The 21701-nt window shown below is 61.8% G+C and carries 20 protein-coding genes; 10 read left to right on the plus strand and 10 right to left on the minus strand.

All coding sequences use genetic code 11. From position 1 onward, the window contains the following. Nucleotides 1–57: 57 nt before the first annotated feature. The 3 genes from ACYCCG_RS03860 to ACYCCG_RS03870 form a co-directional block, all read right to left on the minus strand. Nucleotides 58–828: a MetQ/NlpA family ABC transporter substrate-binding protein gene (locus tag ACYCCG_RS03860; protein ID WP_010951512.1), complete on the minus strand. Its 771-nt coding sequence runs from the start codon at nt 826–828 to the stop codon at nt 58–60. Between the two features lie 64 nt (nt 829–892). Then, nucleotides 893–1564, minus strand: coding sequence for a methionine ABC transporter permease (locus ACYCCG_RS03865; RefSeq protein ID WP_021784592.1), 672 nt, complete (start codon nt 1562–1564; stop codon nt 893–895). After that, complete coding sequence (locus ACYCCG_RS03870; protein WP_209968937.1) at nt 1564–2571, minus strand: methionine ABC transporter ATP-binding protein; 1008 nt, start codon at nt 2569–2571, stop codon at nt 1564–1566. The genes ACYCCG_RS03865 and ACYCCG_RS03870 overlap by 1 nt, the downstream gene beginning before the upstream one ends. A 227-nt stretch (nt 2572–2798) precedes the next feature. On the opposite strand from ACYCCG_RS03870, the gene katE reads away from it, so the two are divergent. Beyond that, nucleotides 2799–4934: a catalase HPII gene (katE, locus tag ACYCCG_RS03875; RefSeq protein WP_459669481.1), complete on the plus strand. Its 2136-nt coding sequence runs from the start codon at nt 2799–2801 to the stop codon at nt 4932–4934. Nucleotides 4935–4994: 60 nt separating this feature from the next. Here the strand turns inward: katE and ACYCCG_RS03880 are convergent, their stop codons facing one another. The 4 genes from ACYCCG_RS03880 to zur all read right to left on the minus strand — a co-directional run bounded on the left by ACYCCG_RS03880 (nt 4995) and on the right by zur (nt 7859). Then, nucleotides 4995–5702 carry a PA5502 family lipoprotein gene (locus ACYCCG_RS03880; RefSeq protein ID WP_209968930.1) on the minus strand — a complete coding sequence of 236 codons (708 nt, stop codon included), beginning with the start codon at nt 5700–5702 and terminating at the stop codon, nt 4995–4997. A 126-nt stretch (nt 5703–5828) separates the two neighbouring features. After that, on the minus strand, nt 5829–6611 hold the full coding sequence (gene znuB / locus ACYCCG_RS03885) for a zinc ABC transporter permease subunit ZnuB (RefSeq protein ID WP_176683010.1): 783 nt from the start codon (nt 6609–6611) through the stop codon (nt 5829–5831). After that, nucleotides 6604–7377, minus strand: a complete 774-nt coding sequence (gene znuC / locus ACYCCG_RS03890; RefSeq protein WP_003253004.1) for a zinc ABC transporter ATP-binding protein ZnuC — start codon at nt 7375–7377, stop codon at nt 6604–6606. Before znuC ends, znuB begins: the two co-directional genes overlap by 8 nt. Next, nucleotides 7374–7859 (minus strand): zinc uptake transcriptional repressor Zur, encoded by a 486-nt coding sequence (zur, locus tag ACYCCG_RS03895; protein ID WP_176683011.1) that lies wholly within the window; start codon nt 7857–7859, stop codon nt 7374–7376. Before zur ends, znuC begins: the two co-directional genes overlap by 4 nt. Nucleotides 7860–7925: 66 nt before the next feature. Between zur and ACYCCG_RS03900 the strand changes: the two genes are divergently transcribed. After that, complete coding sequence (locus ACYCCG_RS03900) at nt 7926–8834, plus strand: zinc ABC transporter substrate-binding protein (RefSeq protein ID WP_209968923.1); 909 nt, start codon at nt 7926–7928, stop codon at nt 8832–8834. A 111-nt stretch (nt 8835–8945) separates the two neighbouring features. On the opposite strand, the gene ACYCCG_RS03905 is transcribed toward ACYCCG_RS03900, so the two are convergent. Both ACYCCG_RS03905 and ACYCCG_RS03910 read right to left on the minus strand, forming a co-directional pair. Beyond that, entirely contained in the window at nt 8946–9896 is a 951-nt protein-coding gene (locus tag ACYCCG_RS03905; RefSeq protein WP_176683013.1) for a homoserine kinase, read from the minus strand. A 69-nt stretch (nt 9897–9965) separates the two neighbouring features. Further along, a complete protein-coding gene (locus ACYCCG_RS03910) occupies nt 9966–10253 on the minus strand; it encodes a DUF2782 domain-containing protein (RefSeq protein ID WP_176683014.1) in 288 nt (95 codons plus the stop codon). 75 nt (nt 10254–10328) lie between these two features. Between ACYCCG_RS03910 and polA the strand changes: the two genes are divergently transcribed. Continuing rightward, entirely contained in the window at nt 10329–13076 is a 2748-nt protein-coding gene (polA, locus tag ACYCCG_RS03915) for a DNA polymerase I (protein ID WP_176683015.1), read from the plus strand. Nucleotides 13077–13621: 545 nt separating this feature from the next. On the opposite strand, the gene yihA is transcribed toward polA, so the two are convergent. After that, on the minus strand, nt 13622–14254 hold the full coding sequence (yihA, locus tag ACYCCG_RS03920; RefSeq protein ID WP_003252993.1) for a ribosome biogenesis GTP-binding protein YihA/YsxC: 633 nt from the start codon (nt 14252–14254) through the stop codon (nt 13622–13624). A gap of 201 nt (nt 14255–14455) precedes the next feature. Between yihA and ACYCCG_RS03925 the strand changes: the two genes are divergently transcribed. From ACYCCG_RS03925 to ACYCCG_RS03955, 7 genes are all read left to right on the plus strand, one after another. Beyond that, nucleotides 14456–14758 (plus strand): c-type cytochrome, encoded by a 303-nt coding sequence (locus tag ACYCCG_RS03925; RefSeq protein WP_209968914.1) that lies wholly within the window; start codon nt 14456–14458, stop codon nt 14756–14758. Between the two features lie 31 nt (nt 14759–14789). Further along, nucleotides 14790–15407: a c-type cytochrome gene (locus tag ACYCCG_RS03930; protein ID WP_176683016.1), complete on the plus strand. Its 618-nt coding sequence runs from the start codon at nt 14790–14792 to the stop codon at nt 15405–15407. Between the two features lie 151 nt (nt 15408–15558). Then, nucleotides 15559–16191, plus strand: coding sequence for a thiol:disulfide interchange protein DsbA (dsbA, locus tag ACYCCG_RS03935; protein WP_020191156.1), 633 nt, complete (start codon nt 15559–15561; stop codon nt 16189–16191). A 12-nt stretch (nt 16192–16203) separates the two neighbouring features. Then, the gene (locus ACYCCG_RS03940) at nt 16204–17058 is read left to right on the plus strand and encodes an endonuclease/exonuclease/phosphatase family protein (RefSeq protein ID WP_103443600.1); all 855 of its coding nucleotides are present in this window, start codon (nt 16204–16206) and stop codon (nt 17056–17058) included. A 27-nt stretch (nt 17059–17085) separates the two neighbouring features. Next, nucleotides 17086–19023, plus strand: a complete 1938-nt coding sequence (locus tag ACYCCG_RS03945; protein WP_459669486.1) for a GGDEF domain-containing protein — start codon at nt 17086–17088, stop codon at nt 19021–19023. 77 nt (nt 19024–19100) lie between these two features. Then, nucleotides 19101–19889, plus strand: coding sequence for an N-acetylmuramoyl-L-alanine amidase (locus tag ACYCCG_RS03950; protein WP_209968905.1), 789 nt, complete (start codon nt 19101–19103; stop codon nt 19887–19889). A 206-nt stretch (nt 19890–20095) separates the two neighbouring features. Next, complete coding sequence (locus tag ACYCCG_RS03955) at nt 20096–21694, plus strand: EAL domain-containing protein (RefSeq protein ID WP_252459045.1); 1599 nt, start codon at nt 20096–20098, stop codon at nt 21692–21694. The last annotated feature ends 7 nt before the right edge of the window (nt 21695–21701 follow it).

The following is a 21701-nucleotide window of genomic DNA, read 5'->3' on the forward strand; positions in this document are numbered from 1 at the left end:
ACAACGATGTGTGTAGGGGCGGGTTTACCCGCGAAGAGTCCAGCGTGATAGTTCGGCTCAGAACGCCGGAACCACAGCGCCTTTGTACTTCTCGATAATGAACTGCTTCACCTCAGGCGAGTGCAGTGCAGCCGCCAGTTTCTTCATGTCGTCCGAGTCCTTGTTGTCCGGGCGGGCAACCAGGATGTTCACGTAAGGCGAGTCGCTGCCCTCGATGGCCAGCGCGTCTTTTTCCGGGTTCAGCTTGGCTTCCAGTGCGTAGTTGGTGTTGATCAGGGCTGCATCTACCTGGGTCAGCACACGCGGGATGGTGGCGGCTTCCAGCTCACGGAACTTCACGTTTTTCGGGTTTTCGGCAACATCCTTCACGGTCGACAGGATGTTCTTGTTGTCCTTGAGCTTGATCACACCAGCCTTGTCCAGCAGCAGCAAGGCGCGGCCGCCGTTGGTGGCGTCGTTGGGGATGACCACGGTGGCACCGGAGGACAGCTCGTCCAGCTTCTTGATCTTGGTCGAATACACGCCCAGTGGCTCGATGTGCACGCCGGCCACGCTCACCAGGCTGGTGCCCTTGGCCTTGTTGAACTCATCCAGGTAAGGCTGGTGCTGGAAGAAGTTGGCGTCCAGGCGCTTTTCGGCCACCTGCACGTTCGGCTGGATGTAGTCGGTGAATTCCTTGACCTTCAGCTCTACGCCTTCTTTCGCCAGTTGTGGTTTGACGAAGTTGAGGATCTCGGCGTGCGGCACCGGGGTGGCGGCGACGGTGAGGGTATCGGCCTGGGCCGAGAAGGCCGCGACAGCGGCAGCGACAGCAAGCAGCTTCTTCATTGATCACTCCTTGTGAGGGCCGCGACGGCCCCCGAACGGGTCGGCCAGGCCGACCCCATTGGGGTTACTTACGGGAAAAATGCACGACCAGTTTGTCGCCCACGCTCTGCAGGACTTGAACCAGTACCAGCAGCAGTACCACGGTCACTACCATCACATCGGTCTGGAAACGCTGGTAACCGAAGCGGATAGCCAGGTCGCCAAGGCCACCGGCACCCACCACACCGGCCATGGCGGTGTAGGAAACCAGGGTGATGGCGGTCACGGTAATGGCCGCGAAGATGCCCGGACGGGCCTCCGGCAGCAGCGCACTGGTGATGATCTGGCGGGTGGTGGCGCCCATCGACTGGGTGGCCTCGATGATGCCGCGGTCCACTTCACGCAGGGCGGTTTCAACCAGGCGTGCAAAGAACGGCGTGGCACCCACCACTAGCGGCGGGATGGCGCCTGCAACGCCCAGCGAGGTACCGGTGATCAGCACGGTGAACGGGATCATCACGATCAGCAAAATGATGAATGGCAGCGAGCGCAGGATGTTGACCACCAGCGACAGCAGCGCATAGACACCTTTCTGTTCGAACATCTGCTTTGGCCCGCAGAGGAACAGCAGCACGCCCAATGGCAGGCCCAGCAGCACGGTGAAGAACAGCGAGCCGAACAGCATGATCATGGTATCGACGGTGGCCAGCCAGATTTCGGCCCAGTCGACATTGGCAAAGAAACTCAGAGCGTCCATCAACGCAGTACCTCCATATGTACGTCAGCTGCCTTGAAGCGGGCGAACGCCGCTTCCATGTCTCCGCCGATCAGGGCGAGAGTGAGCTGGCCATAGGGGACATCCTTGATGCGGTCGATACGCCCGGCGAGGATGCTGTAGTCGACACCGGTTTCGCGGGCTACGGTGCCCAGCAGCGGCGCGTAGGTGGCGTCGCCCTGGAAGGTCAGGCGTACGATGCGGCCTGGAACGTGGGCAAAGTCGTCGCGCTGCTCGCCTTCGTCGACCTGCTCGTCTTCCTGGACGAAGCGCTTGGTGGTGGGGTGCTGCGGGTGCAGGAACACCTCGGCCACCGAGCCTTGCTCGACGATCTTACCGGCGTCCATCACTGCCACGCAGTCGCAGACACGGCGGATCACGTCCATCTCGTGGGTGATCAGCACGATGGTCAGCTTCAGTTCACGGTTGATCTCGGCCAGCAGTTGCAGAACTGAGGCCGTGGTTTGCGGGTCGAGGGCACTGGTGGCCTCGTCGCATAGCAGGATCTTCGGGTTGGTCGACAGGGCGCGGGCGATACCGACGCGCTGCTTCTGGCCACCGGACAGCTGTGCCGGGTACTTCTTGGCGTGCTCCGACAGGCCAACGCGAGCCAGTAGCTCGGTGACGCGCTTGTCGATTTCGCTGCGCGACAGCTCCCCGGCCAGGGCCAGCGGCAGGGCGACGTTGTCGGCGACGGTCTTGGAGGCCAGCAGGTTGAAGTGCTGGAAAATCATCCCGACCTGCTGGCGGAAGCCGCGCAACTGGCTGGCGTTGAACGCGGTGACGTCTTCGCCGTCGACGATGATCGTGCCGCCGGAGGGTTCCTCCAGGCGGTTGATCAGGCGCAGCATGGTGCTTTTGCCGGCGCCGGAATGGCCGATCAGGCCGAACACCTGGCCATCTTCGATGGTCAGGCTGGTCGGATTCAGTGCGGGGATTTCCCTACCGGCAACGCGGTAGGTTTTATGTACCTGTTGGAACTCGATCACGTAGCGAACCTTGTGGGGCGCATTGAAATTTGGGTCAGCGGTTAGCTGGGGTCGCGCATTTTAGCCTTTTCCCATAGCTGTTCTTAGCATTTATTTCGTCATGCACCAATCCATCGGGCATATCGCGACAACCGGTAATCCTGATTGAACGCTCGGCAACGCCCTCCAGTCACTACTTGCACAAGCCCTGAACGGGCACGCCTTAAGACTGATGAGGAGAGCCGATCATGCCCAGCAAGAAAACGGATGCGCCCAAGCACAGCGAGGCCGCCGGCACCCAGACCCCCGACCGGGCCAATACCAATGCCAAGCTGCAGAGCCTGGAGGCCGACCGCAGCGATGCGACCGGGCATGCGCTGCGCACCAACCAAGGCGTGCGCATTGCTGACAACCAGAACTCCCTCAAGGCGGGTGATCGCGGGCCGTCGCTGCTTGAAGACTTCATCATGCGCGAGAAGATCACCCACTTTGACCATGAGCGAATCCCCGAGCGCATCGTGCACGCCCGCGGTACCGGGGCACACGGGTTCTTCCAGAGCTATGGCAATCACGCCGAGCTGACCAAGGCCGGCTTCCTGCAAGATCCGGAAAAGATCACCCCGGTTTTTGTCCGCTTCTCGACGGTTCAGGGCCCACGCGGTTCTGGCGATACGGTGCGAGATGTGCGTGGCTTTGCCGTCAAGTTCTATACAGATGAAGGCAATTTCGACTTGGTTGGCAACAACATGCCTGTGTTTTTCATCCAGGATGCCATCAAGTTCCCCGATTTTGTCCACGCGGTCAAGCCAGAGCCACACAACGAGATACCTACCGGTGGTTCAGCTCATGACACCTTCTGGGATTTCGTCTCGCTGGTGCCGGAGTCGGCTCATATGGTCATGTGGGCAATGTCTGACCGCGCCATCCCGCGCAGCCTTCGAATGATGGAAGGCTTTGGCGTGCATACTTTCCGCCTGATCAATGCCGAGGGCGTGGCCAGCTTCGTCAAGTTTCATTGGAAGCCAAGTCAGGGCGTGCATTCCCTGCTGTGGGACGAAGCCCAGAAACTGGCGGGCAAGGACACCGACTTCCAGCGCCGTGACCTATGGGAAGCCATCGAAACCGGCGACTACCCGGAATGGGAACTGGGCGTGCAGATTGTGCCTGAGGCTGACGAACACAAATTCGACTTCGACCTGTTGGACCCGACCAAGATCATCCCCGAGGAACTGGTACCCGTCACGCCGCTGGGCAAGATGGTGCTCAACCGCAACCCGGACAATTTCTTTGCCGAAGTCGAACAGGTTGCGTTCTGTCCCGGCCATATCGTACCGGGTATCGACTTTACCAACGACCCGCTGCTGCAGGGCCGACTGTTCTCGTACACCGATACCCAGATCAGCCGCCTGGGTGGGCCGAACTTCCACCAGATACCGATCAACCGGCCGGTATCGCCGAACCACAACAACCAGCGTGATGCGCTGCACCAGCACGTCGTGCACAAGGGCCGGGCTTCCTACGAGCCCAACTCGATTGACGGCGGCTGGCCGAAGGAAACCCCGCCTGCGGCGCAAGACGGCGGCTTCGAGAGCTATCAGGAGCGTATCGATGCGCACAAGATTCGCCAGCGCAGTGAGTCGTTCGGCGATCACTTCTCGCAGGCGCGGCTGTTCTTCCAGAGCATGAGCCCGACCGAGCAACAGCACATCATCAAGGCTTACAGCTTCGAGTTGGGCAAAGTGGAGCGTGAACATATCCGTGCCCGGGAAGTGAATGAAATTCTTGCCAACATCGACTTGAAGCTGGCGGCGGCGGTTGCGGCCAACCTGGGCCTCCCTGCGCCGAAAGCGGGTACGGTGCAGGTGAAGGGTAGCCAGCTGGCGCAATCGCCTGCGTTGAGCCAGATGAACCACCCAGGTTCAGTGGGTATCAAGGGGCGCAAGATTGCCGTGCTGGTGGCAGATGGCGTGGACGCTGGCAGCGTGGACAAACTGGTCAAGGCCCTGGAAGCGCAAAGTGCCCGGCCAATGCTGCTGGGGCCTACCTCGGCGCCGGTGAAGGCGGCGGATGGCAAGCAATTGCCAGTAGCGGCGTCGATGGAGGGGATGCCTTCGATCATGTTCGACGGGATTGTCGTGCCTGCGGGCAAGGCTTCTACGGATGCGCTGGCGGTTAGCGGATTGGCCAAGCATTTCTTGCTGGAGGGTTACAAGCACCTGAAGGCGCTGGTGCTGACCAAGGAATTGGTGAAATCGTTGGGGCTCAAGGAGGACAAGGGGCTGTTGCTTGGGGATGAGCAGAAGGCAGTGGATGCCTTTGTCAAAGCGGTAGAAGGTCACCGGGTGTGGGAACGGGAGGCGGCTGCTGAAGCTGTTCCTGCCTGATAAGACCTTTTCGCGGGTAAACCCGCTCCTGCTGTAGGAGCGGATTTACCCGCGAAGCTTTTACTGCCGATGCGGGACCAGTACCACCTGTGCCGGCAACGAGCGCTGGATTTCATGCTTCTGCTTCAGCTCGAACCCATCGTCGATCTTGCGCACGCGTTTTTCCAGCAAGGTCTTCAGCCAAGGTGCATCCTCGGTGCGCGGCACCTGGAATACCACCTCACACTGGTAATTCACCACATCCGCGGCAATGTCGTCCAGTTGGCGGCGCAGCCCGCGGCTGTCGGTGGTCTTCAAGGCCACCACGGTGCTCGACGCTGTCGGGTCGATGATGCGTGCCTTGGGCTTGGCTTCGGCGGCCTTCAGCGCAGCCTCGGCCTTTTCCAGCTCGGCCTTGCGGGCCTGGGTCACGGCGTCCCCGCCGGTCACTGCTGGCGCCTGCGGCATCAGTGCCCGGGCACGGGCCAGCGCAGTAGCTGCCGCGTTCACATCGCCCTTCTGCAGGACGATCTGGCTGCGTTGCAGGTAGGCTTCGGCCAGTTGGCGCTGGTATTGCTCCAGGCGTGCATCATCCGGCGACTGGGCCTGCAGTGCTGCAAGCTGGTCTTCGGCGGTAGCCAGCTCGTTGCTGGCGATGTTCTGTTGCAACTGCTGCCAGGCATCTGCTTGGGCAGGTGCGGTGGCCTGGTCGACCGGCGCATTGGAGCAGGCAGCCAGGATCAGGGAAAACGCGGCAACAAGCAGATAACGGGAGGCGAACGGCTTCATTCCTGCGACTCTCTATTTGCGCAAAAAGCGAGCAAGTCTACACCCAGGTGCGCACGCTCGAAAATAGGCCTTACAGACCCTTTACCGGCCAAAGGTTGCAAGGCGTGCCTGCACACGCCCTGCTTTTCAGCGTTTTGGCAGGGCCAGGCTCAGCAAGAATAGCACCGCGGCGCAGACCACGATCGACGGCCCGGCGGGGGTGTCCTTGAACCAGGACATGGCCAGGCCGCCGCAGACCGCAGAGACGCCCAGCAGGCTGGCACCCAAGGCCATCTGCTCTGGTGAGCGGGCGTGCCGCTGTGCCGCAGCCGCAGGGATGATCAGCAGTGAGGTGATCAGCAAAACGCCAACGATTTTCATGGCTACCGCAATCACCACTGCGATCAGCAGCATCAGCGCCATGCGCAGCCCGGCCACGGGCAGGCCTTCGACCATGGCCAGTTCTTCGTGCACGGTAACCGCCAGCAGCGGCCGCCACAGCGCAGCGAGCAGCAGCAGGACCAGTGCACTGCCGCCGAGGATCCAGGCCAGGTCGGTGGGGCTGATGGCCAGCAGATCGCCGAACAGGTAAGCCATCAGGTCGATGCGCACATCGTGCATGAAGCTCAGCACCACCAGGCCCAGCGACAAGGTGCTGGGGGCCAGGATGCCCAGGAGGGTGTCGGAGGCCAGCGGCTGGCGTTGCTGCAATGTCACCAGCAGAATCGCCAGCAACAGGCAGCCCACGGTTACTGCCAGTGCCGGGCTGACGTCCAGGGCAAAGCCCAGGGCCACACCGAGCAGCGCGGCATGAGACAGGGTGTCGCCAAAATAGGCCATGCGCCGCCATACCACGAAGGAGCCCAGTGGGCCTGCAACCAGTGCCAGGGACAAGCCGGCAAGCAAGGCGTAGAGAAGAAAGTCAGCCATGCTTGCAGTGCTCTCCGTGAACATGGGTGCCAGGGGCGACTACCGAGCCATGCAGGTCGTGGCTGTGGTCGTGATGATGGTGGTAGATGGCCAGGCTCGGTGCTGTCTTGCCGAACAGCTCGACGAATGCCGGATCACCGCTGACTTGCTCAGGGTGGCCCGAGCAGCACACGTGGCGGTTCAGGCACACCACCTGGTCGGTAGCGCTCATGACCAGATGCAGGTCGTGGGACACCATCAGCACGCCGCAGCCGTGGCGGTCACGCAGGCGGGTGATGAGGTTGTAAAGCTCGGTCTGGCCGACTACGTCTACTCCTTGTACCGGTTCGTCGAGCACCAGCAACTGGGGTTCGCGCAGCAGGGCGCGGGCCAGCAGCACGCGTTGCATTTCGCCGCCGGAAATAGTCTGGATCGGGCTGTCGATGACTTGCTCGGCACCCACTTCCTGCAGCGCCGACAAGGCTGCCGCGCGGTCTACACCGGGCACCAGGCGCAGGAAGCGCAGCACCGACAACGGCAGCGTGGCATCAACCTGAATCTTCTGCGGCATGTAGCCAATGCGCAGCTTGGGCTTGCGCCATACCTTGCCACGATGTGGCTTGAGCAGGCCAAGTACGGCGCGCACCAGGGTAGTCTTGCCCGCCCCGTTAGGGCCAATCAGGGTGACGATCTGGCCTGGGGCGACCGACAGGTCGATGCTGTCGAGCACCGCCTCGCCGCCAAAGGTGACGCCGACCTGCTCCAGGCGAATCAGGGCGTCGCTCATGCCGTGCTCCGGCAGCTACCGCACAGGCCGACCACTTCCACGGTCTGGGTCTCGACCGTGAAACCCACGCCTTTGGCGCTGTTGATGATCGCCTCGCTGATGCTGCTCTGCTCAAGCTCGATGGCCACATGGCAGGCCCGACAGATCAGAAACTGGCCTTGGTGCACGTGCTCGGGGTGGCTGCAGCCGATGAAGGCGTTGAGCGACGCGATGCGATGCACCAGGCCGTTTTCCAGAAGGAAGTCCAGCGCGCGGTACACCGTGGGCGGCGCGGCGCGGCGGCCGTCCTGCTCACTGAGCACCGCGAGGATGTCGTAGGCGCCCAGCGGCTTGTGGCTTTGCCACACCAGCTCCAGCACACGGCGGCGCAGGGCGGTCAGGCGCAGGCCCTGGCGGGTGCACAAGGCGTCGGCTTCAGCCAGTGCGCTGTGTACGCAATGGGAGTGGTCGTGAGGACGGTTGGCCAGCGGTGTGATGGACATGGGCAGCGACGGTTCTGGACAGAGACGTTATTATGTTACCTGTTTCTGACGACTCGAGTATTCACCGTGTCCCGATTCCTGGTTCTGTTTGTCGCTTTCATCGCATTCTCCGCGCAGGCCGACGTGCGTGTGCTCACCAGTATCAAGCCCCTGCAGCAGATTGCCGCTGCCGTGCAGGATGGTCTTGGCAGCCCTGACGTGCTGCTGCCGCCCGGAGCTTCACCCCACCATTATGCGCTGCGCCCCTCTGACGTGCGGCGGGTTGGCGATGCCGACCTGCTGTACTGGATCGGCCCGGACATGGAGAACTTCCTTCCGCGTGTGCTGGGAAGCCGCAGCAAGGCCACAGTGGCTGTTCAGGCGCTGCCGGGCATGAAGTTGCGCCACTTTGGCGAGGATAGCCATTCCCATGAGGAAGAAGACCACAGCGACCACGACCATGACCACCGCCCGGGCAGTCTTGATGCACACTTGTGGCTATCGTCGGTCAATGCGCGAGTAATCGCAGCAAAAATGGCGGCTGACCTGGCCAAGGTCGATCCGGCCAATGCGGCTCGCTATCAGAGCAACCTGAAGGCCTTCGATGAACGCCTGGATGCGTTGGATGAGCGTATCAAGGCTCGGGTGGCCGGTATTGCCGGCAAGCCGTACTTCGTCTTCCACGAAGCCTTCGATTATTTTGAGGCTGAGTATGGCTTGAAGCACGCGGGCGTGTTCAGCGTGGCATCCGAGGTGCAGCCCGGGGCGCAACATGTGGCGGCCATGCGCCAGCGTCTTCAGGAAGTGGGCAAGACCTGTGTGTTCAGCGAGCCGCCACTGCGGCCGCGCCTGGCCGAGACCCTGACTGCCGGGTTGCCTGTGCGCCTGGCCGAGCTGGATGCCTTGGGTGGCACCGATCCGGTAGATGGCAAAGGGTATGAGCGCTTGCTCGAGAAGCTGGGCGGTGACCTGGCAGGCTGCCTGGAACAGTTGTAAGCCTGTACCGGCTCCTTCGCGGGTGAACCCGCTTCCACAGGTACTGCACAGCCCTCAAGGCTGTCGCTATCCCTGTAGGAGCGGGTTCACCCGCGAAGAAGCAGACGCGGTCTACAGCGCGAACGGCAGGTGCAAAGCCACCTGCTGGCGTTGCGCCAGACGTACTTCGAACTCGCTCGGATCGTGGATCATCACATCCATTCCGGCAAACGACTCGGCCGCAATCAGGCGCGACAGCCAGAAACGCACGCAGCCTACCCGCAACATTTCCGGCCACAGCTCGGCTTCGGCTGCAGTGAACGGCCGCAGCGCCGCATAGGCTGCCAGCAGCGCCTGGGCGCGTGGTGCATCTACTGCCCCCTGCTCATCCAGGCACCAGTCGTTCACGGTGATGGCGATGTCATACAGCATCGGCCCGGAGCAGGCATTGTAGAAGTCGATCACACCGGTCAGGTGGGTGCCTTCGAACATCACATTGTCGCGGAACAGGTCGGCATGCAGGTTGGCCCGCGGCAAGGCCAGAATCTGCGCCTTGTGTGCGCTGATTTCGTCCAGCGCCGGCTGCAGCAATGCGGCTTGCTCTGCAGTCAGGCGTGGCAGTAGCTCGGCACCCGAGGCCAGCATCCAGTCCAGACCGCGGTCGGTGCGGCGCTCGATGATGTGCTCGCGGGTGGCCAGGTGAATGTGTGCCAGTAGCTCGCCGACCTGGGCGCAGTGCTGGTTGTTGGGGGCCTTGATGTGCTTGCCCGACAGCCTGGGCTGCAGCAATGCCGGCTTGCCGCACAGCTCGCGCAGGCCGTTGCCGTCGCGGTCACGAATGGCATAGGGCACCGGCATGTCGGCGGCGTGCAGGGTGTCGAGCAGCTCGATGAAGAACGGCATGTCCTCGCTGGGCCCACGCTCGATCAGCGTCAGGACGAACTCCCCCTGTTCGAGGCTGACGAAGAAATTGCTGTTCTCGGTACCGGCGGCAATGCCCTGGAAGTCGAGCAGACGGCCCAGCTCGTACGGCGCCAGAAAGGTTTCCAGCTCAGGCCGGGTCACGGGGGTGAAGACTGACATGATGAAAAATTGCCCATACGGGCACTTCCGCCGGGAAGTGCCGGGTTGATGTGAACGGTGCGCGTCAGCTTACCACTCGAAGATCTTCCAGGACGGAATCAGCATGTCCGGCTGGTCGGATCGAATGAAATTGGCATCAGTGCCATCGGCGCGTACCAGAAAATAAGGCTTGCCGTTTTTCGGCGTGATCTTGATCGCATACAGGAAGCCGTTCTGCCGGTATTCCTGGATGGTTCTATCGCCTTCCGTGCGAATGGTCACCTCGGGATCGGCCGAGGGGGCGTCGTCCGCTGCCAGGGTGACGACAGGCGTGGTTGCCAACAGGCCGAGCAGTAACAGGCGATTGAGTGTGCGCATGATAACCTAGTCCCTTTGTCGTCAATGATTCTGGCTATTCTAGCGCCGGACCCGTCGAAAAGGTTGATTCTGCTCATGAGCCAAGCGCCCCTCGTCCTGGTGGACGGTTCCTCCTACCTTTATCGCGCCTTCCACGCGCTGCCACCGCTGACCACGTCCAAGGGCATGCCGACCGGTGCGGTGAAGGGTGTGCTGAACATGCTCAAGAGCTTGCGCAAGCAATACCCCGACAGCCTGTTCGCCGTGGTGTTCGACGCCAAGGGCGGCACCTTCCGCGATGCCATGTTCGCCGAGTACAAGGCCAACCGCCCCAGTATGCCGGACGACCTGCGGGTACAGATCGAGCCGCTGCACGCCAGCGTCAAGGCACTGGGCTACCCGCTGCTGTGCGTGGAGGGTGTCGAGGCTGACGACGTGATCGGCACCCTGGCGCGCAGCAGCGCCGCCCTGGGTCGCCCGGTGATCATCTCGACCGGCGACAAGGACATGGCGCAATTGGTGGACGGGCACATTACCTTGGTCAACACCATGACCGGAAGCGTGCTGGACGTGGCTGGCGTGCACGAGAAATTCGGCGTCGGCCCGGAACACATTATCGACTTCCTGGCCCTGATGGGTGACAAGGTCGACAACATCCCCGGCGTGCCGGGCGTGGGCGAAAAAACGGCGGTGGGGCTGTTGACCGGCATCGGCGGCGGTCTCAGCGACCTTTACGCCAACCTGGACAAAGTGCCAGCGCTGGCCATTCGCGGCGCCAAGACCTTGCCGGCCAAGCTGGAGGAGCACCGCGACGCGGCATTCCTGTCCTACGAACTGGCCACCATCAAGGTTGACGTGCCGCTGGATGTGGAGGTCGAGGCGCTGGTGTGCGGTGAACCTGACCGCGAGGCGCTGCTGGCGTTGTACACCGAGATGGAGTTCAAGAGCTGGGTCGCCGAAGTGCAGCGCGATGCGGCCAAGGCCGGTGACGATGTTGCCCCGGCCGTGGAGCCTGCGGCCAAGGTCGAGCCCAAATACGAAACCATTCTCGACCAGGCCCGTTTCGACGCCTGGCTGGAGAAGCTGCGCCAGGCACCGCTGTTTGCCTTCGACACCGAGACCACCGGCCTGGACGCCCAGCAGGCGCAGTTGGTCGGCCTGTCCTTCGCAGTCGAGCCGCATGAAGCGGCCTATGTGCCGCTGGCCCACGATTACGAAGGCGCGCCGGTCCAGCTGGACCGCGAGGCCGTGCTGCTGGCGCTGAAACCACTGCTGGAGGACCCGGCCAAGGCCAAGGTCGGGCAGAACGCCAAGTACGACATCAACATCCTCGCCAATGGCTCCCCCGCCATCGAGATGCGCGGTGTGGCCTACGACACCATGCTCGAGTCGTACGTGCTGAACTCCACCGCCACCCGTCATGACATGGACAGCCTGGCGCAGAAGTACCTCGACCACACCACGATTGCCTTCGAGGACATCGCCGGTAAGGGTGCCAAGCAGCTTACCTTCAACCAGATCAACCTGGACAAGGCCGGCCCCTACGCCGCCGAAGACGCCGATATCACCCTGCGCCTGCACCACGCATTGCAGGCCCGCCTGGCACAAACGCCGAGCGTGCAACCGGTGCTGATGGATATCGAGATGCCGCTGGTGCCGGTGCTGGCCAGGATCGAGCGCCAGGGTGCACTGGTCGATGCCGAGCTGTTGAAAGTACAGAGCGGTGAGCTGGGCGTTAAGATGGCTGAGCTTGAGCTGCGTGCCTACGAGCTCGCCGGTGAGGCGTTCAACCTCGGCTCGCCCAAGCAGCTGGGCGCGATCCTTTACGACAAGCTGGGCATGCCGGTGCTGAGCAAGACTGCCAAGGGCCAGCCATCCACCGCCGAAGCAGTGCTCGACGAACTGGCCGAGCAAGGTTATCCGCTGCCAGAGGTGCTGATGCAGTACCGCAGCCTGAGCAAGCTCAAGAGCACCTATACCGACAAGTTACCGGGGCAGATCAACCCGCGCACCGGGCGTATCCATACCTCCTACCAGCAGGCCGTGGCGGCCACCGGCCGGTTGTCGTCGAGCGACCCGAACCTGCAGAACATCCCGATCCGCACCGCTGAAGGCCGGCGTATCCGCCAGGCCTTCGTCGCCAGCCCGGGTTACAAGCTGCTGGCGGCAGACTATTCACAGATCGAGCTGCGCATCATGGCCCATCTGGCCAAGGACGAAGGCTTGCTGCATGCCTTCCGCAACGACTTGGACGTGCACCGCGCCACGGCAGCCGAAGTGTTCGGTGTGGCCCTGGAAGACGTCACTACCGACCAGCGCCGCAGTGCCAAGGCTATCAACTTCGGCCTGATCTACGGCATGAGTGCCTTTGGCCTGGCCAAGCAGATCGGCGTCGACCGCAAGCAGTCGCAGGACTACATCGACCGCTATTTTGCCCGTTACCCCGGCGTGCTGGCCTATATGGAGCGCACTCGTGCCCAGGCGGCCGAACAAGGCTTTGTCGAAACCCTGTTTGGCCGCCGGCTGTACCTGCCTGACATCAATGCCAAGAACCCTGCCCTGCGCAAGGGCGCCGAGCGCACGGCGATCAACGCGCCGATGCAGGGTACTGCTGCCGACATCATCAAGCGGGCCATGGTCAAAGTGGATAACTGGTTGAGCGAGAGCGGGCTGGATGCCCGGGTGATCCTGCAGGTGCACGACGAACTGGTGCTTGAGGTACGCGAGGACCTGGTGCAGCAGGTGAGAGATGAAATTCGCCAGCACATGAGTCAGGCCGCCCAGCTGGATGTGCCGCTGCTTGTCGAAGCAGGCGTTGGTGCGAATTGGGACGAAGCTCACTGATTGAGCAGGTAAAACTGTGTAGGATCTGCGGCGTAGTGACGCGGATCCTGGCACTGCTCAGTGCCGTGGATGCTTAAGTTTCATGAAACTATCGCAAATAGTTTTATGGGCTTCGGAACTAAACCGGTGAAGCGGAACTCAGAGTAACTGAATGGCTGGTGAAGCCCTTCGATGCTCCTATGTTGTGTTAAGTGTTGGCAGATATCTGGACCCCGCCCTAGCGGTCCGGACTTGGACCCCGAACTTCCCCCTCCCCATACGAAGTCCGGGGTTTTTTTTGCCCGGAATTTGCTGGATGGCTTGTACTGAGCCCTTGTAGGAGCGGGTTTACCCGCGAATGCGATGTCGAATTCACCGCTGCATTCACGGGTAAACCCGCTCCTACAAGGGCCTGCGCCCACTCACCAAAGCGTGTCCAACCCCGATCAGGTGTAGGAGCGGGTTTACCCGCGAATACGGTAGTGGCGGCAACGATGAACGGCAGGTGGAGAGCAGGCCCGGCCCTTTCGCGGGTAAACCCGCTCCTACGGTTCAGGCGCAAAGCATCAAATGACCGGCTTGTCTTCCAGTTCCATCCAGTCCGCCAGCACTCGGTAGGCGTCTTCCACGCCCAGGCGCTTGGGTGCCGAGAACAGCTGGATAGTAACGCCATCCCCCCAGCCCTTGCGGATTTCCGACTGCACTTTCAGCAGTGTGTTCTTGCCCGCGCCGTGGGTCAGCTTGTCGGCCTTGGTCAGCAGGATGTGCATCGGCATGCTGCTGGCCTTGGCCCAGTCGAGCATCATCTTGTCGAAGTCGGTCATCGGGTGACGCACGTCCATCATCAGGATCACGCCACGCAGGCACTCACGGCTGCCCAGGTAGGCTTCCAAGTGTTTCTGCCAGTGCTGCTTGAGCGGAATCGGGACTTTTGCATAACCATAGCCCGGCAGGTCGACCAAACGCCGTTCATCGTCCAGACTGAAGAAATTCAACAGCTGGGTGCGCCCGGGAGTTTTCGAGGTACGCGCCAGGCTGGCATGAGTCAGGGTATTGAGGGCGCTGGATTTGCCGGCGTTGGAACGGCCGGCAAAAGCCACCTCGTAACCCTGGTCGTCCGGGCATTGTTCGACCTTGGCTGCGCTGAGGGCGAATTTGGCTTTCTGGCAGAGGCCGAGGATGGGGTTCTTGACTTGCATGGGATATCCGATGTGGGTGTTGCCTGACTTTGTAGAGCCAAGCCTGGCAAGCGGTGTCGTTTCCGTTTGGATGGCGGAAGTATATAATGCCCCAGTTTTTGTGTGCTCATTCTCCCAGCGAAGGAGAACGGGCATGGGGTGTCGAACAATAGCTCGCGCAACAGAACGCAGCGCGGCCCCCAACCCTGAAGGTCGTTCCGCATGGCGAAATGGCTGCTTGCTGTCGGTATGTTCCTGCCGTTTTTCAGCGCACAGGCTACACAGGATCCCGAGGTGTTGTACAACCGCACGTGTGCGGGCTGTCACACCGGGCAGTTGCCACAGGCACCCAGACGGGGTGACCGGGCAGCTTGGGAGCCAAGGCTGGCGCAAGGCATGGATGTACTGGTGAAGCACGTGACCCAGGGTTTCAAGGCTATGCCGCCGCGTGGATTGTGCATGGACTGCAGTGCCGAGGACTACCGTTTGGTCATCCTTTGGATGAGCGGCAGTCCCGATACATAACATTTCACCCTTAGCCGTGTTGGATTAGCTGATGAACAAACTAGTCGTGAGTCTGCTGTTGACCTTGGGTGTCGCTGGTGCGGCCACTGCTGCGCAACCTATCAAAGGCGATGCCGCCGCTGGCCAGGCCAAGACCGCCGTCTGTGGCGCCTGCCACAATCCCGACGGTAACAGCCTGGCACCGAACTTCCCGAAACTGGCTGGCCAAGGCCAGCGCTATCTCGAAAAACAACTGCACGATATCAAGTCGGGCAAGCGTACCGTGCTGGAAATGACCGGCATGCTGACCGCATTCAGCGACCAGGATCTGGCCGATATCGCCGCCTACTTCTCCAGCCAGAAAGGCAGCGTGGGTGCCGCCGATCCCAAGCTGGTCGAGCGCGGCCGTGCGCTGTTCAACGGCGGCGACCTGGAGAAGGGCATGCCAGCCTGCACTGGCTGTCACTCGCCTAACGGCGCGGGCATCGCCCTGGCCGGCTTCCCGCACCTGAGCGGGCAGCACTCGCAGTACGTGGCCAAGCAGCTCACTGACTTCCGCGAAGGCAACCGCACCAACGATGGCGATGCCATGACCATGCGCACCATCGCTGGCAAGCTGAGCAACCACGACATCGAAGCGTTGGCCAGCTACATCCAGGGCCTGCATTAACCTTCGGTTAATGTTGTAGGCCAATGATGAAAGGGCGGCCGGGCTGCCCTTTTTTCCGTCCGCAGCCGTTACACTACAGAACTCGAGCCCTTCCCGGCCTGTCTCAGTACAGGTCGCGTCGTGGCGACCCATGACTGCTCAGGAGTAAAGCATGCGTAAACTGATTCTCAGCGCTGCGCTGGTCGCCGCCAGCGTATTCGGTATGACTGCCGTTCAGGCCGCCGAGCCTGTTGCTGGCAAGGAATACATCGAGCTGAGCAACCCTGTTCCGGTTTCCGTGCCCGGCAAGATCGAAGTCGTCGAGCTGTTCTGGTACGGCTGCCCGCACTGCTACCACTTCGAGCCGACCATCAATCCTTGGGCTGAAAAGCTGCCCAAGGACGTCAACTTCAAGCGCGTACCGGCCATGTTCGGTGGCCCGTGGGATGCACACGGCCAGATGTTCCTGACCCTAGAAGCCATGGGCGTCGAGCACAAGGTGCATGCTGCGGTGTTCGATGCCATTCAGAACCAGCACAAACGCCTGACCGACAAGAACGACATGGCCGACTTCCTCGCCACTCAAGGCGTGGACAAGGACAAGTTCCTCGCCACCTTCGACTCGTTCGCCATCAAGGGCCAGGTCAAACAGGCCAAGGAACTGGCGAAGAAGTATGAAATCACTGGCGTACCGAGCCTGGTCGTCAACGGTAAGTACCGCTTCGACCTGGGTACTGCCGGCGGACCGGAAGGCGTGCTGAATGTCGCCGACCAGTTGATCGACAAGGAGCGCGCCGCCAAGTAGGCGGCATAACCCATGCCCCGCTTCAGAGCTACGCGTGGCATTGGCCTGCACGAGCCGCAGGTCAACGAACATCACCTGCAGGCCCCGGGCCTGCCTGAGGATGGCCGTCTGCGGCTGCTCAGTTTCAACATCCAGGTGGGTATAAGCACCGAGCGCTACCGCCATTACCTGACGCGTAGCTGGCAGCACCTGCTGCCGCATAACGGGCGTGCCGGCAACCTGCAGAAAATCGGCAGGCTGCTGGGCGACTTTGATCTGGTGGCCTTGCAGGAGGCCGATGGTGGCAGCCTGCGCTCGGGCTACGTCAACCAGGTCGAACACCTGGCCCACTTGGGGGCCTTCCCCTATTGGTACCAGCAGCTAAACCGCAACCTTGGGCGTTTTGCCCAGCACAGCAACGGCGTGCTCAGCCGCCTGAAGCCGCAACTGCTCGAAGACCATCCGTTGCCTGGCCCGGCCGGGCGTGGTGCGATCCTGGTGCGGTTTGGCGAAGGCGACGATGCACTGATAGTGGTGATGATGCACCTGGCATTGGGGGCCAAGACACGCGCCCTGCAGTTGGGTTATATCCGCGAGCTGATTGGCGGTTACCGTCACCAGGTGCTAATGGGCGACATGAACACCCACGCCACCGATCTGCTCGAGCACTCGCCGCTGCGCGACCTGGGCCTGGTCGCCCCACAAGTCGAGGCCACTTTCCCCAGCTGGCGACCGCAGCGTTGTCTTGATCATATTCTGCTCAGCTCAAGCCTCACGCTGGAGCGTGTAGAGGTGCTGGCGCAGCCAATTTCGGACCACCTTCCCGTTGCTGTCGAGATTCGATTGCCTGATGCATTGACTGTGGATACGCTGCCGGTTTTGAGCTAATTGCCATCACCGTTTGCGGACCTGGGCATGACTGAAGACGCTGAGCGCTGGAAAGAAAAATACCTTAAAAGCATCGAGCAGCAAGAAAAGCTCGAACGCCGTTGGGATGCCCGTCTTGACCTGCTGCGTCGCGGCCTGGTGCGCAGCACCCTGGCTGCTGAAGGCAGCGACAAGGTGGTAGACGAGTGCATGAAAGAAATGCGCGACGTCATTCGCAGCCGCAACATGGACGCCGGCCTCGCCGGCTTGATTCCGCGCCTTGAGAAAGCGGTACTGGACTCCGAACAGCGTCGCGAGACCCGCATGAATCAGGTCAGCGATGCGCTGACCGCACTGGTTGGCCAACTGCAAGGCCTCCCGCTACCCAGCGATATCTCGCGGTCATTGAAAAAGCTGGCGAAGAAGCTTGACGGTGGGGTTGCCCAGTCACGCGAGCTACCGCCGCTGTTGAGCGAGTTGAGCGGCCTGCAGGGGCGCGCGCTGTCGGCCCTTGGCAAGCCGGGTGAAGAAGCCCGACCAGGTTTTCTGCAGCGGTTGTTCGGAAGCCGCGAGGAAGATGCACAGGCAGGAGCAGCGCTTGCGCCGGTAGCGTTGCCTGCTGCCGAGATTGTGCCCCATACAGCCGGCAGTACCGAGCCCTTGCGGCCCGATGACGTCGATGCGCTACAACCGCTGCCGGCCCCTGCTGCTCTGGCTGCCGAGGTAGCCGAAGCGCCCGAGCTTGAGCTGGAGGCATTTGGCCCGGCGCTGATCGAAACGGCCGAAATACCGCCAGCCCCTTTGCCACAGGATAAGGCCCCAGTGGTGGATGCTGCAGTTGCCGCCAGCGAGCCGTTGGCTGAGGCAGAACCCTTACAAACTCTTGAAGAAACCTTTGGTGAAGACGGCCCCTATGCACTGCCCTACGCAGTGGAGCCGCCATACAGCCAGGTTGCCGCGCACATCGAGCAGACCCTGATCGGTCTGCTCGATGACCTCAGCCTGCCCGAGCGACACAAGGCCCAGGCGCGGGAAATGCGCGAGCGGGTTGCCCGCGGATTGAACTGGTATGAGCTGATCCCGGTGCTGGATGACTTGGCAGTACTCATGCTGGCAATCACCGACAGCGGCCAGCACGAATTCGAAACCTACCTGCAGCAGCTCAACGAACGCCTGGAAGGTTTCCAGAGCCATCTGCACGAGGCCAGCGCCGGCCATGCTGACAACAGCACCGCTGCCCGGGAGCTGGATAGCCAATTGCGTGAGCACGTCGACGGCCTGCAGAGCAGCGTGCAAGGTGCCGCTGATGTAGACAGCCTCAAGCACATTCTGGAAAACCGCCTGGAAGGCTTGCTGGTGACCATGGACGAGCACAAGCACGAGCGTGATCGCCGCGAGCAGGAATTGGCCGGTCGCCTGCAAGGCTTGTCGGAGCGGGTGGCGAGCATGGAGCATGAGGCGCTTGGCTATCGCGAGCACTTGGAAGAGCAGCGCCAGAAAGCCCTGCTGGACCCGCTCACCGGCCTGCCCAACCGTGCGGCCTGGAGCGAGCGGGTCGAACGCGAAATGCTCGACTGGCAAGAAAACGGCGGCCACCTGGCGATGGCGATTCTTGACCTGGACCATTTCAAGCGCATCAACGACAACTATGGGCATCTGGCTGGGGACAAGGTCCTCAAGATCGTTGCCGACCAGTTGCGCAAGCGCCTGCGGGGTCGTGATTTCATCGCCCGGTTTGGCGGCGAGGAATTCGTCCTGCTGCTGCCGCAGACCACGCCGGCAGTCGCCGCGCAAATGGCCGAGGTGTTGCGCGCCACAGTCGAAGCCTGCCCATTCCACTTCAAGGGTGAGCGGGTGGTGATCACCACCTCCATCGGCCTGGGCGCATTCCGTTCCGGCGAACGCAGTAACCAGGTGCTCAAGCGAGCCGATGCAGCGCTGTACCGGGCAAAGGAGCATGGGCGTAATCGCGTCGAGCAAGGCTAGCCAGCCACCGTCTCTTCGGCAGGCACAGCGCAGGTGAGCACGTTATACTGTAGCGCTCATACGCTGAGGCCACTGACGTGCTTTCCACGCTTAAAAAAACCCTGATTTCCTTTTTGCTGTTGTCTGTTGCCGGTTGCTCGACGGGCCTGCGCATCGACCGCAGTCATCCTTCTGCCAATCAGGACAACCGCATCCAGTTCGTTGTCCTGCATTACACCAATGCTTCGCTGGAGCGATCCCTGGCGCTGCTTACCCATGGTGAGGTCAGCAGCCATTATCTGATCGGCGATGGCCCGGCCACGGTGTATCAACTGGTGGATGAAAACCGTCGTGCCTGGCATGCCGGTGATAGCCAGTGGCAGGGGCGCACCTGGCTGAACTCCTCGTCCATTGGTATCGAGATCGTCAACCCGGGCTTCACCAATACCCCGAACGGCCGGGTCTGGCACCCTTACAGCGAGGCGCAGATCCAGTCGCTGATCGCGCTGCTCAAGGACATTGTCAAACGCAACAACATCGAACCACGCCATATCATCGGCCACAGTGACATCGCCCCGCTGCGCAAGCTGGACCCGGGACCATTGTTCCCGTGGAAGCGCCTGGCCGATGCCGGGCTGGGTGTCTGGCCGGATGCCAGCGCCGTGGCACGGCAGCAGGCCTACTTCAGCGTCAACCCGCCAAGCGTTGGCTGGTACCAGCAGGAGCTGGCACGGTTTGGCTATCAGATCGATCAGACCGGCGTGCTGGATGTAGCCACACGCCATGTGATCGCCGCGTTCCAGATGCGCTTCCGCCCGCAGCGCTTCGACGGCATGCCGGATGCGCAGACAGCAGCGATGCTGCAGGTACTTAACCGCATGCGTTGAGTCACGGCGGGCGGGGTATTAGTTGCAGCAGCCTTGCGCTGCGAAGAGGCGGGTTAGGTCGACGCAGTTGTATCGACGTTAATGGTCTCATCGCAACCATAAGGCTGCTTCTACAAAGAGCGTGGGTGGATTGCAGCGAAGCGCCAAACGGTGAGGGTGATTCTTGATTCAGTTGCTATACCTTGGTTATCAACTGGATGCCTTTGATGTCAGCCTTCATCGCCTTGCTGCGCCAAATTTTTTACCGTCCCTGGATGCTGGCCACTTTGGCAGCGCTGGCCAGCGCCGCGGTGTTGCTCTCTGCCAGCATCGGCATTGCCCTGCAACAAATGAAACAAAGCGAAAGCGAACAGATGAATGCCCAGGGCGAGCGTTTTCTGGAACGGCTGGAACAGGTGTTCGGCCAGTTGCGCGAAGGGGTCGACCTGCTGCAGGCCCAACCCCTGCGCGGATGCAGCCCGGCGATGCTGGCAGCCTTGCAACAGGTTGGCCTGAACTCGCGGTTCATCTATGAAGCTGCTTATGTGGATGGTGATGTTGCCTGCTCCAACCGCGGTGATGAGCGAGCGTTCGTTCCCTTGCGGGCGCCGGATATCCAAGGGCCGACGTACAGCTACTGGCTTAACACCACCACCGAGCCGAACGAGAACCTGGCAGCACTGATGCTGGGTCGGGGCAGGTTTCTGGTTTCTACCTCCCGTGGGCATTTGACCGATGTGGTGGACCTGCCACCGGGCGGCAGCCTGGTCGTGGTGCTGGACAACGGCGCCCGGGCCATTCCGGTGCTCGGCCCGCCACAGGTATGGCCACCGCCCTCGGCCTGGTCGACCAGCCAAAAGTCGCTGCTGGAACTCAGTGACCGGCTGATCTACCGAATGCCGACCAAGTCGCCGGATTACCAGTTGGTGCTGATTGCCCCGAGGGCCAGTCTGCCGCTGAGGATGAACGGCATGCTCTGGTTGCTGTTCCCCGGCAGCGTGCTGGCGGCCTGCTGCATCGGTTGGTTGGTACTCCAGCTGATTCTGCAACGACGGTCGATGAGCTCAGAGTTGCAAAATGCCTTGCGTCGTGGAGAGCTGCAGGTGCTCTACCAGCCAATCATCGAGCTCGACAGCCGGCGCTGTGTGGGCGCGGAGGCCTTGGTGCGGTGGCGCCGCCCGGACGGCACCCTGACCAGCCCGGACCTGTTCATCCCGCTGGCGGAAAATACCGGGCAGATCCGCCAGATCACCGACTTTGTCCTGCAGCGTGTGCTTGAACAGCTAGGACAGCTACTACGTTCGCACCCCAAGCTTTACATATCGATAAACCTGGCGGCCTGCGATGTGATGGTGCCCCGTATTGGCCGGGTGGCGGCGCGCTTGTTGGCCTTGCATCGAGTGGCGCCCAGCCAGATTGCCTTCGAGGTGACCGAGCGCGGCCTGATCGACGTGGTGGTTGCCCGTGACAACCTGCAGGCGCTACGCGCCGTGGGGCACCAGGTGCTGATCGACGATTTTGGTACCGGTTATTGCAGCCTGGCCTACCTGCAAACCCTGCCAGTGGACTGCCTGAAGATCGACAAGGCATTCATCGACGCTCTGGGCCACGATGCCGCCAGTAGCGGCGTGGCCCCGCATATCATCCGCATGGCCCATGACTTGCACCTGCGGGTAATTGCCGAAGGTATCGAGTTCGAGGACCAGGCGGTCCTGCTGAACAGCGAGGGGGTCAATTATGGCCAGGGCTGGCTGTTTGCCCGGCCGCTGAACGCCCGGCAGTTTGCCGAGTTGGTGACTCGCGGACACCTGCCGCGGCGGGTGTAGGTGCGGT

Source organism: Pseudomonas sp. VEM90, assembly GCF_054611535.1.

Bases quoted from the DNA above. Each gene is read 5' to 3' on its own strand.
- ACYCCG_RS03860 (WP_010951512.1), bottom strand. From the start codon at position 828: ATGAAGAAGCTGCTTGCTGTCGCTGCCGCTGTCGCGGCCTTCTCGGCC.
- ACYCCG_RS03865 (WP_021784592.1), bottom strand. From the start codon at position 1,564: ATGGACGCTCTGAGTTTCTTTGCCAATGTCGACTGGGCCGAAATCTGG.
- katE (WP_459669481.1), top strand. From the start codon at position 2,799: ATGCCCAGCAAGAAAACGGATGCGCCCAAGCACAGCGAGGCCGCCGGC.
- ACYCCG_RS03880 (WP_209968930.1), bottom strand. From the start codon at position 5,702: ATGAAGCCGTTCGCCTCCCGTTATCTGCTTGTTGCCGCGTTTTCCCTG.
- znuB (WP_176683010.1), bottom strand. From the start codon at position 6,611: ATGGCTGACTTTCTTCTCTACGCCTTGCTTGCCGGCTTGTCCCTGGCA.
- znuC (WP_003253004.1), bottom strand. From the start codon at position 7,377: ATGAGCGACGCCCTGATTCGCCTGGAGCAGGTCGGCGTCACCTTTGGC.
- zur (WP_176683011.1), bottom strand. From the start codon at position 7,859: ATGTCCATCACACCGCTGGCCAACCGTCCTCACGACCACTCCCATTGC.
- ACYCCG_RS03905 (WP_176683013.1), bottom strand. From the start codon at position 9,896: ATGTCAGTCTTCACCCCCGTGACCCGGCCTGAGCTGGAAACCTTTCTG.
- ACYCCG_RS03910 (WP_176683014.1), bottom strand. From the start codon at position 10,253: ATGCGCACACTCAATCGCCTGTTACTGCTCGGCCTGTTGGCAACCACG.
- polA (WP_176683015.1), top strand. From the start codon at position 10,329: ATGAGCCAAGCGCCCCTCGTCCTGGTGGACGGTTCCTCCTACCTTTAT.
- yihA (WP_003252993.1), bottom strand. From the start codon at position 14,254: ATGCAAGTCAAGAACCCCATCCTCGGCCTCTGCCAGAAAGCCAAATTC.
- ACYCCG_RS03925 (WP_209968914.1), top strand. From the start codon at position 14,456: ATGGCGAAATGGCTGCTTGCTGTCGGTATGTTCCTGCCGTTTTTCAGC.
- ACYCCG_RS03930 (WP_176683016.1), top strand. From the start codon at position 14,790: ATGAACAAACTAGTCGTGAGTCTGCTGTTGACCTTGGGTGTCGCTGGT.
- dsbA (WP_020191156.1), top strand. From the start codon at position 15,559: ATGCGTAAACTGATTCTCAGCGCTGCGCTGGTCGCCGCCAGCGTATTC.
- ACYCCG_RS03940 (WP_103443600.1), top strand. From the start codon at position 16,204: ATGCCCCGCTTCAGAGCTACGCGTGGCATTGGCCTGCACGAGCCGCAG.
- ACYCCG_RS03945 (WP_459669486.1), top strand. From the start codon at position 17,086: ATGACTGAAGACGCTGAGCGCTGGAAAGAAAAATACCTTAAAAGCATC.
- ACYCCG_RS03955 (WP_252459045.1), top strand. From the start codon at position 20,096: ATGTCAGCCTTCATCGCCTTGCTGCGCCAAATTTTTTACCGTCCCTGG.